The organism is Glycomyces mayteni (genome assembly GCF_042428885.1).
Lineage (GTDB): Bacteria > Actinomycetota > Actinomycetes > Mycobacteriales > Micromonosporaceae > Glycomyces > Glycomyces mayteni.
In genome coordinates this window covers 312,923-325,987 of record NZ_JBHMBP010000002.1, presented here as the reverse complement: position 1 = coordinate 325,987, position 13,065 = coordinate 312,923, and the positions used below count along the sequence as shown (strand labels likewise).

Sequence of the window (13,065 nt, the reverse complement as noted above, 5' to 3'; positions counted from 1 at the left end):
GTCGGGATGATGGAACGGGCGACCGGTACAACAGTTCCTGCACAGTCACCCTCTGATGCGATTGGTCTGAAGATGGAAGATAATCTGGGCGCCGCTCCCGGCGTGGTCGTCGGGGTCCTGCTCATCATCGCGGCGGTCATGTGGTTCTCCCCCGGCGCGCGCCACAAGTTCCGCAAGGCGACGCTGTGGCTGGTGATCGTCGCGGTCGCGATGATCATCATCTTCGGCTACCTCAACGCCGGGCAGGAGACCTAGTTCCCGGCGTTGCAGCAGCTCGAACCCGCAGTGCGCGATCGCTGCGGGTTTTTTCGGCCCCGCTATTGGAACAGATCATTCCGCTCTGCTATAGTGGAATCAAACGTTCCGTTCCACTGAACTCGGATCAGCCGGAGGCATCCCGTGACCGTCATCGTCGAGACCCCCATCCCCGCCGCAGCGGCGGCAGCCGCGCCCGCGCGGACCTTCCCGCACCGCTGGCTCGGCCTCACCGCGATCCTCGCCGCGACCCTTCTCAACCTGCTCGACGCCTCGATCGTCAACGTCGCGGCCCCCGCGATCCGCGGCGACCTCGGCGGCACCGCCGCGACGCTCCAGTGGCTCTCGGCGGGCTACACCCTCGCCCTCGCGGTCGGCCTGCTCACCGGCGGTCGCCTCGGAGACATGTTCGGCCGCAAGCGGGTCCTCATGGTCGGCCTGGTCGGCTTCCTCGCCGCCTCGCTCGCCTGCGGCGCCGCCGGGACGATCGAGCTGCTGCTCGCCGCCCGCGTCGTCCAGGGCGAGTTCGCCGCGGTCATGGTGCCGCAGTGCTTCGGGCTCATCCGCGACATGTTCGGCCGCGACATGGGCAAGGCGTACGCGCTGTTCGGCCCCGCCATCGGGCTCGCCACGATCGCCGGGCCGGTCGTCGCCGGGGTCCTCGTCGACGCCGACCTGCTCGGCACCGGCTGGCGCTCGATCTTCCTCATCAACCTGCCGCTCGGCCTCGCCGCGATCGTCCTCGGCGCGAAGGTCCTCCCCGCCGGCGCCCCCACGGTCAAAGGCCTCAAGCTCGACCTCGGCGGCGCGCTCCTGGCCGGGGCCGGGATGTGCCTGCTGCTCGTGCCGCTCGTCGAGGGACGCGAGCTCGGCTGGCCGGCCTGGTCGGTCGCGATGCTCGTCGCCTCCGTCCCGGTCCTGGGCCTGTTCGCCTGGACCCAGGCCCGCCGCGCCCGCTCCGGCCGCACCGCGCTGGTCGAGCTGAGCGTCTTCAAGAAGCGGTCCTACACCTCGGGCATCGCCTTCGTCGTGGTCTTCTTCGGCGCCGTCACCGGGTTCTCGCTCGCGGTCGGCCTGTTCCTCCAGCTCGGCCTCGGCTTCGGCCCGCTCCAGGCGAGCCTGGCGATGGCCGCGTGGGCGGTCGGCGCGTTCGTGGGCTCGGGCTCCTCCGCGGCCCTCGCGCCGAAGCTCGGCCGCGGCGTCCTGCACCTGGGCCTCGCGACCATGACGATCGGCCTGGTCGTCCTGTGGTTCCAGTTCGGGGCCTCGGCCGCGCCCGGGACCTGGGCGCTGTCCCCGGCGCTCGGGGTCTTCGGGATCGGCATGGGCATGATCTTCGTGCCGCTGTTCGGGATCATCACCGGCGACCTGGAGGACCACGAGGTCGGCTCCGCGTCGGGCCTCCTGGAGTCCTTCCAGCAGGGCGCGTCGGCGCTGGGCGTCGCCGGGCTCGGGACGGTGTTCTTCAGCCAGTTCGCCATCGGGTCCGGCGCGGCCGAGTCGATGGGCGCCGCGCAGACGGTCACGGGCCTGACGGTCCTGCTCACGCTGGTGGCGTTCCTGGTCGCGTTCGGCCTGCCGAAGCAGGCGAAGGCCGAGCACTGACCACCTAAAGCAACCGACGCCGACCGTGCCTTCCGGCACGGTCGGCTCGGCCACGTTCGAGAGAAGCACAGCAGAATGAATTGCTCTGTTCCAGTTAGGATGCGTGCCATGACCGACAAGCCGCTCAGCGGGCGCAAGGCGCAGGCCGCCCGCAACGACAAGCTCATCCTCGAAGCCGCCCACGAGGTGTTCACCACCGACCCCGCGGCGCCGATCGCGGAGGTCGCCAAGCGCGCCGGGGTCGGCATCAGCGCGCTCTACCGGCGCTACCCGAGCAAGGAGGACCTGCTCCGCAAGCTGTGCAGCGACGGCCTGGCGCGGCACATGGAGCTGGTCCAGGAGGCGATCGACGACGACGGGGACCCCTGGGGCGCGTTCTGCGCCTTCATGAGGGCCGTCGTCGCGGCCGACACCGCGTCGATCACCGTGAAGCTCGCCGGGACCTTCACGCCCTCGCCGGAGATGTTCGCGGCCGCCGTCGAGGGCGACCGGCTCAACCACCTGCTCATGGAGAAGCTCCACGGCGCGGGCGTGCTCCGGCCCGACGCGCGGATCGGGGACCTCATCATGATCACCGAGTCGCTCGCGTCGATCAGCATCGGCGACCACGACCGGACCACCGAGCTGCGCCTCCGCAGCCTGGAGCTCCCGCTCCAGGCCCTCCGCGCCCCCGGCGGCGACCCGCTCCCCGGCAGGGCCGTCGAGGACCAGGAGATGGGCGTCCGGTGGATTCCGAAGGACGCCAAGGCATGAGAAAAGGGGCCTCCCGGACGGGAGGCCCCTTCTTCGACTGAGCGGACGACCGGGATCGAACCGGCGACCTACACCTTGGCAAGGTGTCGCGCTACCAACTGCGCTACGTCCGCATTCCGCAAGCCTTGACTTGCGGACGACCATACTGTAGCGCACCGTTCAATCGGACTTCATGGGGCCTTGGCGCCGATTGGGGCTCAGATCACGCCTGCGGAGCGCCCAGGCCGAGCATCGCGAGCGCGTCCTCGTCGAGCCCTTCGATGCGCACCTCGTGCTCGCGGTTGGCCTCCCAGTCCTCGCGCGAGAGGCGCCAGCGGTTGTCGAGGCGGCGCACGCCGCGCACCACGTGGTGCTCGATGCCGTCGGCCTTGTAACCGAGCTTGCGCGAGACCCCCGCGGACGGGCCGTTGCCGTCGAGCGAGGCGCTCGTCGCGTACTCCGCGCCGAGGCCGGTGAAGACGAACTCCAGGACGGCGGCGCGCATCTCGGTGCCGAGGCCCTTGCCGTGGTGGGCGAGGCCGAGCCACGAGCCGGTGGACGCCTCGCGGGTGAGCGCGATCTGCTCGCCATTGACCTCCTGGGTGCCGACGACCTGCCCGTCGTGGACGACGACGAACGGGAGCTGCCACTTCTCGGGCGACATCGCCGCGAGCACCCGCAGCTGCCACTGGACGGTCCCGCGGCCGCGCTGGAGCGGCTCGGCGTCCGTCCACGGCGTCAGGAACGGCATGAAGTCTGGGTCGTGCACGCCCTCGGCGGCGCGGTCGCCCAGCGCGGCGAGGTCGTCGAAGTCGGGCAGGCGCAGTTCGAGGCGTTCGGTGTGCAGCCGGATCTTGTAGACCGGCAGGTAGTCGGCGAGCATGGTCCGATTCTCGCGGGGCCGCGCCGGTGCCGCAATCGAGTTATGCGGCGCCGAGCATGGCCTCGGCGTCGCCGTCGAGCCCTTCGATGTGCACGTCGTGGCGGCGGTGCGCCTCCCAGTCGGCGCGGGTGAGGCGCCAGCGGCGGCTGGTGACGCGCTGGTCCTTGTAGACCTGGTGCTCGATGCCGTCGGGCCGGTAGCCGAGTTTCGCGGAGACGCCTTGCGAGGGGCCGTTGCCGTCGAGGGAGTCGCTGAGGGCCCATTCGGCGTCGAGGCCGTCGAAGAGGAGGGCGAGGACGGCGGCGCGCATCTCGGTGCCGAGGCCCTTGCCGTGGTGTTCGCGGCCGAGCCAGGACGAGGTGGTGGCCTCGCGGGTGAGGGCGAACTGCTTCGCGGCGAGGTCCTGCTTGCCGACGACCTGCCCGTCGTGGACGGCGACGAAGGGGAGGCACCAGCGTTCGGGGGTGATGCCGGAGAGGAGGCGGAGGTTCCAGAGGATCGCGGTGCGGCCGCGGGCGAGGGGCGCTTCCTCGGTCCAGGCGTTCTTGAAGGGCTGGAAGTCCGGGTCGTGGACGCCCTCGGCGGCCCGGTCGGCGAGGGCGGCGAGGTCGTCGAGGTCGGGGAGGCGCAGTTCGAGCCGTTCGGTGCGCAGGCGGATGCGGTACGCGGGCAGGTAGTCGGCGAGCATGTCCGCGATTGTGCCTCGGTGGTCCGACGCCGCGCGGGGCCATAGACTTTCCGGGACGTCGGACGAGGGGAGCACGGTATGAACATGGGCCAGTCGGGGATGCTGTTCGTCTTCGGGATGTCCTTGCTCGTCACGGCGATCATCATCACGGGGATCGCGTTCGCGGCGTCGGCGGCGAAGTCGCGGGCGGCGCAGGAGCGGGCCGAGGGGTACCGGGAGCTGGCGGAGAAGGCGAGCGTGGACGCGACGGAGGTCCGGGCAGCGCTGATCGAGGTCAAGGGGCGGTTGGCGGCGGTGGAGCGGCTGCTGAAGGACCGGGACCGGACCGAGCGCGAATTATTCTTGTGAATCGCGGTCAGTGGGCGGGTTTTGGGGCACGCTCTGACGCATGGACACCGCGAAGACCGATCGTTCCAGCGCGCCGCTCTCCGCTGAGGAGCTGGCGCTCGTGGACGCCTACTGGCGGGCCGCGAACTACCTGACGGTGGGGCAGATCTACCTGCTCGACAATCCGCTGCTGCGGGAGCCGCTGCGGCCGGAGCACGTGAAGCCGCGGCTGCTGGGCCACTGGGGCACGAGCCCGGGGCTGAGTCTGGTCTACGCGCACCTGAACCGGTGCATCAAGGCGCGGGGCCTGGACATGATCTACGTGTGCGGGCCGGGGCACGGGGGTCCGGCGATGGTCGCGAACACGTGGCTGGAGGGGACGTATCCGGAGCTGTACCCGTCGGTGAACCACTCCGAGGACGGGATGCGGCGGCTGTTCCGGCAGTTCTCGTTCCCCGGCGGCATCCCCTCGCATGTGGCGGCGGAGGTGCCGGGCTCGATCCACGAGGGCGGGGAGCTGGGGTACGCGCTGTCGCACGCGTACGGGGCGGCGTTCGACAACCCGGATCTGACGGTGGCGTGCGTGGTGGGCGACGGGGAGGCGGAGACGGGGCCGCTGGCAGGGTCGTGGTTCTCGAACGTGTTCCTGAACCCGGTGTCGGACGGGACGGTGCTGCCGATCCTGCATCTGAACGGGTACAAGATCGCGAACCAGACGGTGTTCGCGCGGATCTCGGACGAGGACCGGGCGAGTTTCTTCCGCGGCTGCGGGTACGAGCCGTTCCTGGTGGACGGGGACGATCCGGCAGCGGTGCACCGGGAGCTGGCGGCGGTGCTGGACGCGTGCTTCGACCGGATCGCGGAGATCCGGGCCGATGCGCGGTCCAAGGCGAACGGGTCGCCGGTGCGGCCGCGGTGGCCGATGATCGTGCTGCGCACGCCGAAGGGCTGGACGGGGCCGTCCGAGGTGGACGGGGTGCCGGTGGAGGGGACGTGGCGGGCGCACCAGGTGCCGTTGTCGGGGGTGCGGACGAACTCGGATCACCTTGCGATGCTTGAGGAGTGGATGCGCTCGTATCGGCCGGAGGAGTTGTTCGACGCGACGGGCGCGCCGGTGCCGGAGCTGCTGGGGCTGCCGCCGGAGGGCGAGGCGCGGATGAGCGCGAACCCGCACGCGAACGGGGGCCTGGTGCTGCGGGACCTGGTGCTGCCGGACTACCGGGACCACGGGGTGGCGATCGAGGGCCACGGGCGCACGGTGGGCGAGGCGACGCGGGTGCTCGGGTCCTGGCTGCGGGACGTGATGTCGGCGAACCCGGACCGGTTCCGGCTGTTCGGGCCCGACGAGGTGGAGTCGAACCGGCTGGGCTCGGTGTTCGAGGTGACGGACCGGCAGTGGCAGGCCGAGATCCTGCCGACGGACGAGCACCAGGCGCCGCACGGGCGGGTGATGGAGGTGCTCTCGGAGCACCTGTGCGAGGGCTGGCTGGAGGGGTACCTGCTCACGGGCCGGCACGGCCTGTTCACGAGCTACGAGGCGTTCATCCACATCGTGGACGCGATGTTCAACCAGCACGCGAAGTGGCTGGACTCCTCGGGGGACATCCCGTGGCGGCGGCCGATCGCGTCGCTGAACTACCTCTTGTCGAGCCACGTGTGGCGCCAGGACCACAACGGGTTCTCGCACCAGGACCCGGGCTTCATCGACCATGTGATGAACAAGAAGGCCGACATCGTGCGGGTGTACCTGCCGCCGGACGCGAACACGCTGCTGTCCACGATGGACCACTGCCTGCGCTCGCGGCAGTACGTGAACGTGGTGGTCGCCGGGAAGCAGCCCGCGCTCCAGTACACGAGCATGGAGGAGGCGGTGCGCCACTGCGAACGGGGCCTGGGCATCTGGGAGTGGGCCTCGACGGACGGCGGCGCGGAGCCGGACGTGGTGCTCGCGTGCGCCGGGGACGTGCCGACCCTGGAAGTCCTGGCGGCGGCGGACCTGCTGCGGAAGCGCCTGCCGGACTTGAAGGTCCGGGTGGTCAACGTGGTGGACCTGATGCGGCTCCAGCCGGACTCGGAGCACCCGCACGGGCTCGCCGACCGCGAGTTCGACACGGTCTTCACCGCCGACCGGCCGGTGCTGTTCGCGTTCCACGGCTACCCGACGCTCATCCACCGGCTCACGTACCGGCGCGCGAACCACGACAACATCCACGTGCGCGGGTACAAGGAGGAGGGCACCACGACCACGCCGTTCGACATGGTCATGCTCAACGACCTCGACCGGTTCCGGCTGGTCATGGACGTGGTCGACCGGGTGCCGGGGCTGGGCGCGAACGCGGCGGGCCTGCGGCAGGAGATGGTCGACGCGCGGCACGCGGCCCGGGAGTACACCCGGGAGCACGGGGAGGACATGCCGGAGGTCGCCGAGTGGAGCTGGCCGGGTTAGGTTGTCGTGCAACACAAGTGGCGCATGTCGCGGATGCGACCGCTTGACGCGTCCCGAACACGCTTCGTTAACCTGTTAGGGGAGGCTAACTACCGCTCACCCCCTGGAGGTCCTCACGTGGCGAAGGTCAGGCCCGGACGCGTCGTGGTCGACTACGGCGAGGACCTCGTGGTCTTCACCGGCGGCATGCGGATCAACCGCCTGTGGAAGGTCGGCCGGTGGCTGCCGGTCCTCATCGCGCTCCGCAAGATCCTGCGCGAGCTGGCGTCCGACCCGGAACTGGGGCTCCTGGACTCCCGGTTCGCGCTCAGCGGCCGCGTCGTCATGGTCGTCCAGTACTGGCGCAGCGGCGACCACCTGGAGGACTACGCGCACTCGCAGGAGCGCCTGCACCGCGGCTTCTGGAAGTGGTTCAACCGCACCGTGAAGGACAACGGCGACGTGGGCCTGTGGCACGAGCTGTACCAGGTGCCCGCGGGCGCGTACGAGACCTCGTACTTCAACATGCCGCCCTTCGGACTCGCGCGCGCCACCAAGGAGAAGGCCGCCGCGCGCACCGACCCCGACGACCACGGGCACCACCACCACTAGTAGCCGAGGGCCGCGAACTCCCTTTCGAGGCACCGGTACTCGCGGTCGGCGAAGAACGCCGCGTCCTCGGGCCCGTAGCCGCGCACGCCCAGCTCGCCGAGGATGAGCAGCGAGAGGTACACGCGGTACAGCGACAGGCGCCGCTCCTCCCCCGCGGTCATGGCCCGGCCCAGGAAGCCGTCCACGGTGGGCGCGAGCTCGTCGCCGGGGCTGAACTTGAGGATCACGAGCTCGGCGAGCGGGTCGCCGTAGAAGGCGCGCTCGCCGTCGATGAACGCCTCGACCCGCCAGCGCCCGTCCTCGCGGACGACGAACACGTTCCCGTCCCACAGGTCGAAGTGGACGAGGGAGGGCCGGTCCACTTCGTCGAGGAGGTCCTTCTCCCCGTTGAGTTTCGCGGTGATCGCGTCGAGGGGCAGGGGGAGCCCGGGGGTCCAGGGGCCGTCGGCGACGTCGGCGGCCGCGTCGGCGGCCATCGCGGCGAAGGCCGCGGACCAGGTGTCGGCGGCGGTGCGGCCGCTCGGGCGGCGGTAGCCGAAGTGCTCGCCGGTGGCGTCCCTGAAGCGGGCGCTGAGCGCGCCGATCTCGCGGCGCAGGCCGTGCAGCTCCTCGCGGGAGAGGGTCTCGCGGACGCTGAGGAGGGTGACCCCGGAGAGGCGGTCCATGATCATGAGGCCGCGGTCGGGGTCGCCGTGCCACAGGCGCGGCATGGGGACGCCCGCGGCGATGGCCCGCTCGAAGCAGTCGATCTCCGCGCCCATGAGGTCCGCTTCGTAGCGCTGGAGCTTGAGGCCCTTGTCGGGGGCGATCTTGACGACGAGGCGGCGCCCGTCGGCGGTGTCGAGGGCGTGGGCGGCGTTGAAGTAGCCGTCGGTGAACTCCTCGTGGGCGGTGAACTCGACGGGCCCGAGGGCGTCGCGGACGAGTCGCTCGACGCGGGCGCGGTCGAGGCGGGGGCGGACGGCGACCTCCATCAGGACCCCTGGAGCCCGAACGCGGTGAAGTCCCGTTCGAGCGTCTCGGTGGCCCACTTGAGCTGGTTGGCCTCCACTTCGGCGTCGAATCCGCGGACTTTGCACTCGGCGACCAGGATGAGCATGATGTACATCCGGTAGAGCGTGAGCCGCCGCTCCTCCCGCTCGGTCATGGGGCGGCCCAGGAAGCCGTCCACGACCTGCGGGAACTCCTCCTCGGGGACCATCCGGAGCGAGACGAGCTCGGCGAGCGGGTCGCCGTAGAACGCGCGCTCGCCGTCGATGAACGCCTCGAAGGACCAGTCGTCGCCGTCTCGCTTCACGAAGATGTTGCCGTCCCACAGGTCGAAGTGGACCAGCGCGGGCCGGGCCACCTCGTCGAGGAGGTCCCGCTCGGCCGCGAACAGCGCCCGGACGGCGGCGAGGGGGCGCGGCAGCGCGGTGTCCTGCTCCTCGATGTCGTCGAGGATGTCCTCGGTCATCGCCAGGAACGCCTCCGACCATGTCTCGGCGGCCATGCGCCCGTCCCGGTACGGGTAGCCGAAGCGTTCGCCGGTGACCGTCGCGAACTTTGCGGCCTGCGCGCCGATCTCCCTGCGGAGGGTCAGGAGCCGGTCGGTGGGGATCTCGTTGCGGGCCTTGAAGAGCGGGACGCCTTCGAGGCGGTCGATGACGAGGACCCCGGCGTCGGTGTCGGCGTGCCACACGCGCGGCATGGGGGCGCCTGCGGCGAGGCCCCGCTCGAAGCACTCGATCTCGGTGGCCATGAGGTCCACCTCGTAGCTGAGGAGCTTCAGGCCCTTGTCGGGGGCGACCTTGACGACGAGGCGGCGGCCGTCGGCCAGGTCGAGGGCGTGGGCGGCGTTGAAGAACCCGTCCTTGAACTCCTCGTGGCCGGTGAATTCGAGGTCGGCGCCGAGCGCGTCGCGGACGATCCGCTCGACGTCGGCGCGGTCGAGGCGGGGGCGGATGGCGACTTCAGACATCACGCCATTCTGGCCGCGGCGGGCCGGCGGCGCAACACGGTTCCCAGGGCGCCGAACGGCCCCGGAGCACCGCGCTCCGGGGCCGTCGGGCCGCTGGGTCTCAGCCCGCTTTGAGGGCCGCGAGGCGGGCCTCCACGTCGGCGTCGTCGCTGACGCTGTCGAGGGCCTCGAACTGGCTGTCGAGCGAGGACATGGCGAGCTCCTGGTGGCCGCGGACCTTGGCCTCCTCGCGGCGGACCTTGTCCTCGAAGCGGCTGACCTCGCTGAGCGGGTCCATGACGTCGATGGAGCCGATGGCCTCGTTGACCTTCTTCTGCGCTTCGGCGGTCTTGGCGCGGGCCGAGAGACTGGTGCGCTTGGCCTGGAGCTCTGCGAGCTTGTCCTTCATCTGGCCCAGGCCGGTCTTGAGTTTGTCCACGACCTCCTGCTGGCTCTTGATGATCGGCGCCTCGTCGGACATCTCCTTCTCGACGGCGATCTGCTTGCCGAGGGCGACCTTCGCGAGGTTGTCGAACTTGTCGGCCTCGGCGGTGTTCCCGTCCGCGCGCAGCTGGTCGGCCTTCTGGCTGGCGTTCTTGGCCTTGACGCCCCACTCGTCGGCGGCCTTCTGGTCGGCGGCGTAGTCCTCCTCCATCAGGCGCAGGTTCCCGATGGTCTCGGCGATGGCGTTCTCGGCGTCCACGATGCTGTTCTTGTAGTCGCGCTCGATCTGGGCGAGCATCTTGGCGGGGTCCTCGGCGTTGTCGATGGCGTCGTTGATGTTCGCCTTGACGAGCTGCGAGATCCTCCCGAAGATCGACTGCTTCTTCGACATGTCCACTCCTTGGTTCACAGTGCTTGCGGAAGACGGGCCTGCGGCCCGGAAGTCAGAACCGGCCCCCACCCCCTCGCCTCCCGCGGGTGCCCGATCCGCCGAACGACCCGGGTCCGCGGCGGTGGCCGCCGCCGCCCCCGCCTCCGAATCCGCCCCCGCTGAAGCCGCCGCCGCGTCCGCCGCCCCCGCCGAGGATCTGGCCCAGGAGGATGCCGCCGAGCATCGCGCCCGCGTTGCCGCCCATGGGGTTCGACCCCTTGTTCGGGTTGGACGGGGCGAGGTAGCCCTGGACGTCCTGCTGTGCGAGCTGCGCGGCGGCGTTCGCGAGCTGGTCGGCCCGCTGGGCGAGGGCGAGGGCCTGCACCGGGTCGGTGTCGGCGAGCGCGCGGGCCTGGGCGAGCTGCTGCTTGGCCTCGTTGAGGCGGGTGCGGGCCTCGGGGCCGACGGCGCCGCGGTTGGTCGTCACGTAGTCCTCGACGGCCGCGGCGGTGCTCTGCGCGCTCAGGAGCATCTGCTGGAGCTGCGCGCGGGCCTTCTGCGCGTTCTGCACGGCCCCCTGGAGGGTCCGGACCTCGTTCTCCAAGTCCAGGGAGGCCTGTTCGACGCGGCCGGTGGCCGCGAGCGGGTCGAGCGGCCCGGTCTGGGCCTCGACCTCCGCGATGACGGCCCGCAGGTTCGCGGCCTTCGCGGCGACCGCCTGGCCCCCTTGGGTTCCGGCGAGGCGCTCGGCGTCGGCGGCGTCCTGCTCGGCTTCGGCGAGGACGCCGGGGAGCTGGGCCGCGGCCGTGTCGAGCTCGGTGCCGCGGCGGACCACGGCCTGGGCCATCTGCTCGGCCTGGCCCACCGCCTCCTCGGCGGCGCGGACGAGGACCGCGGCCTTCCCGCCGTCGTCGGCGGCGACCGCGGCCTCCGCCTCGGCGAGCTGCTCCTGCGCGAAGCGGAGCCGGTCAGCGGCGTTGTCGGGGAACTCGCGGACGGTGGCAGCGGCGGTCGCGGGGTAGGCGGTCCCCATGGCGGCCAGCGCGGTCCGGGCCGCGTCGAGGTCGATGCGCCCGGCGCGGTCCTTGAGCGCACTGATGGCCTCGGGGGCGCGGCGGCCGAGGTCGCGCAGGTCGTCGAAGTCCCCGGCGACGGCGTCGAGGTCGTGGTTGGCCTTGGTGAGCCGGTCGATGATGTCGGCGAGCATCCGGCGGCGCTCGTCCTCGGTCTCGGGCTTGTCGTCGTCGAGGAGCTGACGGGTGCGGAACGACTGGGACAGCTGCTCCTTCGCGCCCTGGAGGGTGGTCGTGAAGCCGCCGGTGGCCTCGTCGCCGAACTCGGCGACGGCGAAGCCGAGCTCCTGCTCGCTGGTGCGGATGGCGTCGTCGGTCTCGACCAGGAGCCGGTTGGCCTCGCTGTTGAGGTCCTCGGTGGAGCGCTGGTCGACGGGTGTGCCGCCCTTGCCCGCGGCGCCGGGGGCGGTCTTGCGGCGGCGGCGCATCCAGACGACGGCGCCGATGACGAGCGCGGCGACGACGAGGAGGCACAGGACGACGCCGACGACGTTGGCGCCCGAGGACCCGGCTCCGGAGACGCTGTCGCCCTTGGCGGCGGCCTCGTACCCGGCGGCGGCGTCGATGGCGGCCTGCGCCCAGTCCCCGTCTTCGAGCTGCGGGGCGATGAGGGTGGAGGCGACCTCGTTGAGCTGGGAGTCCGAGAGCGGGAACGCCGAGTCGACGGACCAGGTGTAGCGGCGGTCGCCGGTGGCGACGGCGAGGAGGAGGTCGTCGGAGCCGAGCCCGGAGTCGACGGCGCTGGTGTCGGCCCAGGTCTGCGGGGAGTAGGAGTCGAAGCTGTCGATGTAGGCGACGTAGAGGCCGATGCCGGTGGAGGAGGCGAGGTCGTCGATGGCGTCCTGGACGTCGCCGGTGCGGTCGCCGAGCGCGCCGACCTGGTCGGTGATCGGGCCCGAGAGGGTGATCGGGGCGGCGGGCGCGGCGGCCGCGGGTCCGAGGAGGACGGCGGCGGCCAGCGCCGCGGCGGTCAGGGCCGCAGCCGTGCGGCTTCCCATGCGGGTCATCGCGGACCGCACCCCCGTTCGGTCGGAAACGAAGTCAGTCTAGGAGCGCGTCGTCGCAGGTCGGGCGCTTTTGGAGAACTCCTCGGGTCCCGGATGGACCCCGCGAGCCCGGTGACGCCGGTCACGGCTGAAATATTCGGCGGGGCGCGGGCGTCGTATAGGTCGTTAGCACTCAACACCCGAGAGTGCTAACGCAGAGGGCTAAGGAGACCATCATGATCGTTCGCTACCAGCACCCCTATGCGGCGTTCCGTCAGTTCGACCGCGAGTTCGAGCGTCTCGTGCGCCTGGGCTTCGGCCGCGGCGCCGTGCAGTACTCCCTGCGCGCCGACGTCTACACCGAGGGCGAGGACCTGGTCGTCCGCGCCGCGGTCCCCGGCGTCAGCGCCGAGGACGTCACGGTCGAGCTCGAAGGCCGCCGCCTGTCCATCACCGCCGAGCGCAAGGCCCGCGAGTCCGCCGAGGGCGACCGGTACCTGGTGCGCGGCCTGTCGGCCGGTTCGTTCCGCCGCGAGTTCACCCTCCCCGAGGGCGTCGCCGCCGAGCAGCTCGCCGCGGAGGTCGCCGACGGCATCCTGACGGTGCGCGTCGCCGGAGCGGTCAAGCCCGCCCCGACGGCGCAGCGCATCCCCGTCACGGGCGCGCCCGTCGAGATCGAGGCCGAGGCGAAGGACGCCGAGACCGAGTAGTACGAGTACAGCGGAA

Annotated in this window: 14 protein-coding genes and 1 tRNA gene; 8 read left to right on the top strand and 7 right to left on the bottom strand. The window is 71.3% G+C overall.

Features of this window, described 5'->3' with window-relative positions; translation table 11 throughout:
- Positions 1-72 precede the first annotated feature (72 nt).
- The 3 genes from ACFFXY_RS08185 to ACFFXY_RS08175 all read left to right on the top strand — a co-directional run bounded on the left by ACFFXY_RS08185 (position 73) and on the right by ACFFXY_RS08175 (position 2,613).
- Positions 73-255: a hypothetical protein gene (locus ACFFXY_RS08185; protein WP_146147958.1), complete on the top strand. Its 183-nt coding sequence runs from the start codon at positions 73-75 to the stop codon at positions 253-255.
- A gap of 144 nt (positions 256-399) precedes the next feature.
- Complete coding sequence (locus tag ACFFXY_RS08180; RefSeq protein WP_382348189.1) at positions 400-1,860, top strand: MFS transporter; 1,461 nt, start codon at positions 400-402, stop codon at positions 1,858-1,860.
- Positions 1,861-1,968: 108 nt separating this feature from the next.
- A complete protein-coding gene (locus tag ACFFXY_RS08175; protein WP_382348186.1) occupies positions 1,969-2,613 on the top strand; it encodes a TetR/AcrR family transcriptional regulator in 645 nt (214 codons plus the stop codon).
- Positions 2,614-2,653: 40 nt separating this feature from the next.
- On the opposite strand, the gene ACFFXY_RS08170 is transcribed toward ACFFXY_RS08175, so the two are convergent.
- The 3 genes from ACFFXY_RS08170 to ACFFXY_RS08160 all read right to left on the bottom strand — a co-directional run bounded on the left by ACFFXY_RS08170 (position 2,654) and on the right by ACFFXY_RS08160 (position 4,163).
- Positions 2,654-2,726, bottom strand: a tRNA-Gly gene (locus ACFFXY_RS08170).
- Positions 2,727-2,815: 89 nt separating this feature from the next.
- Positions 2,816-3,475, bottom strand: a complete 660-nt coding sequence (locus ACFFXY_RS08165) for a GNAT family N-acetyltransferase (RefSeq protein WP_382348183.1) — start codon at positions 3,473-3,475, stop codon at positions 2,816-2,818.
- A 40-nt stretch (positions 3,476-3,515) separates the two neighbouring features.
- A complete protein-coding gene (locus ACFFXY_RS08160) occupies positions 3,516-4,163 on the bottom strand; it encodes a GNAT family N-acetyltransferase (protein WP_382348180.1) in 648 nt (215 codons plus the stop codon).
- Positions 4,164-4,241: 78 nt separating this feature from the next.
- Here ACFFXY_RS08160 and ACFFXY_RS08155 point away from each other — a divergent pair, with 78 nt between their 5' ends.
- The 3 genes from ACFFXY_RS08155 (at position 4,242) to ACFFXY_RS08145 (ending at position 7,527) form a co-directional block, all read left to right on the top strand.
- On the top strand, positions 4,242-4,511 hold the full coding sequence (locus ACFFXY_RS08155) for a hypothetical protein (RefSeq protein ID WP_382348177.1): 270 nt from the start codon (positions 4,242-4,244) through the stop codon (positions 4,509-4,511).
- Positions 4,512-4,551: 40 nt separating this feature from the next.
- Positions 4,552-6,936 carry a phosphoketolase family protein gene (locus tag ACFFXY_RS08150; protein WP_382348174.1) on the top strand — a complete coding sequence of 795 codons (2,385 nt, stop codon included), beginning with the start codon at positions 4,552-4,554 and terminating at the stop codon, positions 6,934-6,936.
- A gap of 117 nt (positions 6,937-7,053) precedes the next feature.
- Positions 7,054-7,527, top strand: coding sequence for a DUF4188 domain-containing protein (locus tag ACFFXY_RS08145; protein ID WP_382348171.1), 474 nt, complete (start codon positions 7,054-7,056; stop codon positions 7,525-7,527).
- Here the strand turns inward: ACFFXY_RS08145 and ACFFXY_RS08140 are convergent.
- The 4 genes from ACFFXY_RS08140 to ACFFXY_RS08125 all read right to left on the bottom strand — a co-directional run bounded on the left by ACFFXY_RS08140 (position 7,524) and on the right by ACFFXY_RS08125 (position 12,243).
- Positions 7,524-8,501 (bottom strand): phosphotransferase family protein, encoded by a 978-nt coding sequence (locus tag ACFFXY_RS08140; RefSeq protein ID WP_382348168.1) that lies wholly within the window; start codon positions 8,499-8,501, stop codon positions 7,524-7,526. The genes ACFFXY_RS08145 and ACFFXY_RS08140 overlap by 4 nt on opposite strands.
- On the bottom strand, positions 8,501-9,487 hold the full coding sequence (locus ACFFXY_RS08135) for a phosphotransferase family protein (protein WP_382348165.1): 987 nt from the start codon (positions 9,485-9,487) through the stop codon (positions 8,501-8,503). The genes ACFFXY_RS08140 and ACFFXY_RS08135 overlap by 1 nt, the downstream gene beginning before the upstream one ends.
- A gap of 100 nt (positions 9,488-9,587) precedes the next feature.
- Positions 9,588-10,301, bottom strand: coding sequence for a PspA/IM30 family protein (locus ACFFXY_RS08130; RefSeq protein ID WP_382348162.1), 714 nt, complete (start codon positions 10,299-10,301; stop codon positions 9,588-9,590).
- Between the two features lie 52 nt (positions 10,302-10,353).
- A complete protein-coding gene (locus ACFFXY_RS08125; RefSeq protein WP_417398522.1) occupies positions 10,354-12,243 on the bottom strand; it encodes a TPM domain-containing protein in 1,890 nt (629 codons plus the stop codon).
- Between ACFFXY_RS08125 and cas5 the strand changes: the two genes are divergently transcribed.
- On the top strand, positions 12,161-12,403 hold the full coding sequence (cas5, locus tag ACFFXY_RS08120; protein WP_382350581.1) for a CRISPR-associated protein Cas5: 243 nt from the start codon (positions 12,161-12,163) through the stop codon (positions 12,401-12,403). The two genes, ACFFXY_RS08125 and cas5, sit on opposite strands and share 83 nt — an antisense overlap.
- Before the next feature lie 172 nt (positions 12,404-12,575).
- Entirely contained in the window at positions 12,576-13,049 is a 474-nt protein-coding gene (locus tag ACFFXY_RS08115; protein WP_382348159.1) for an Hsp20/alpha crystallin family protein, read from the top strand.
- The last annotated feature ends 16 nt before the right edge of the window (positions 13,050-13,065 follow it).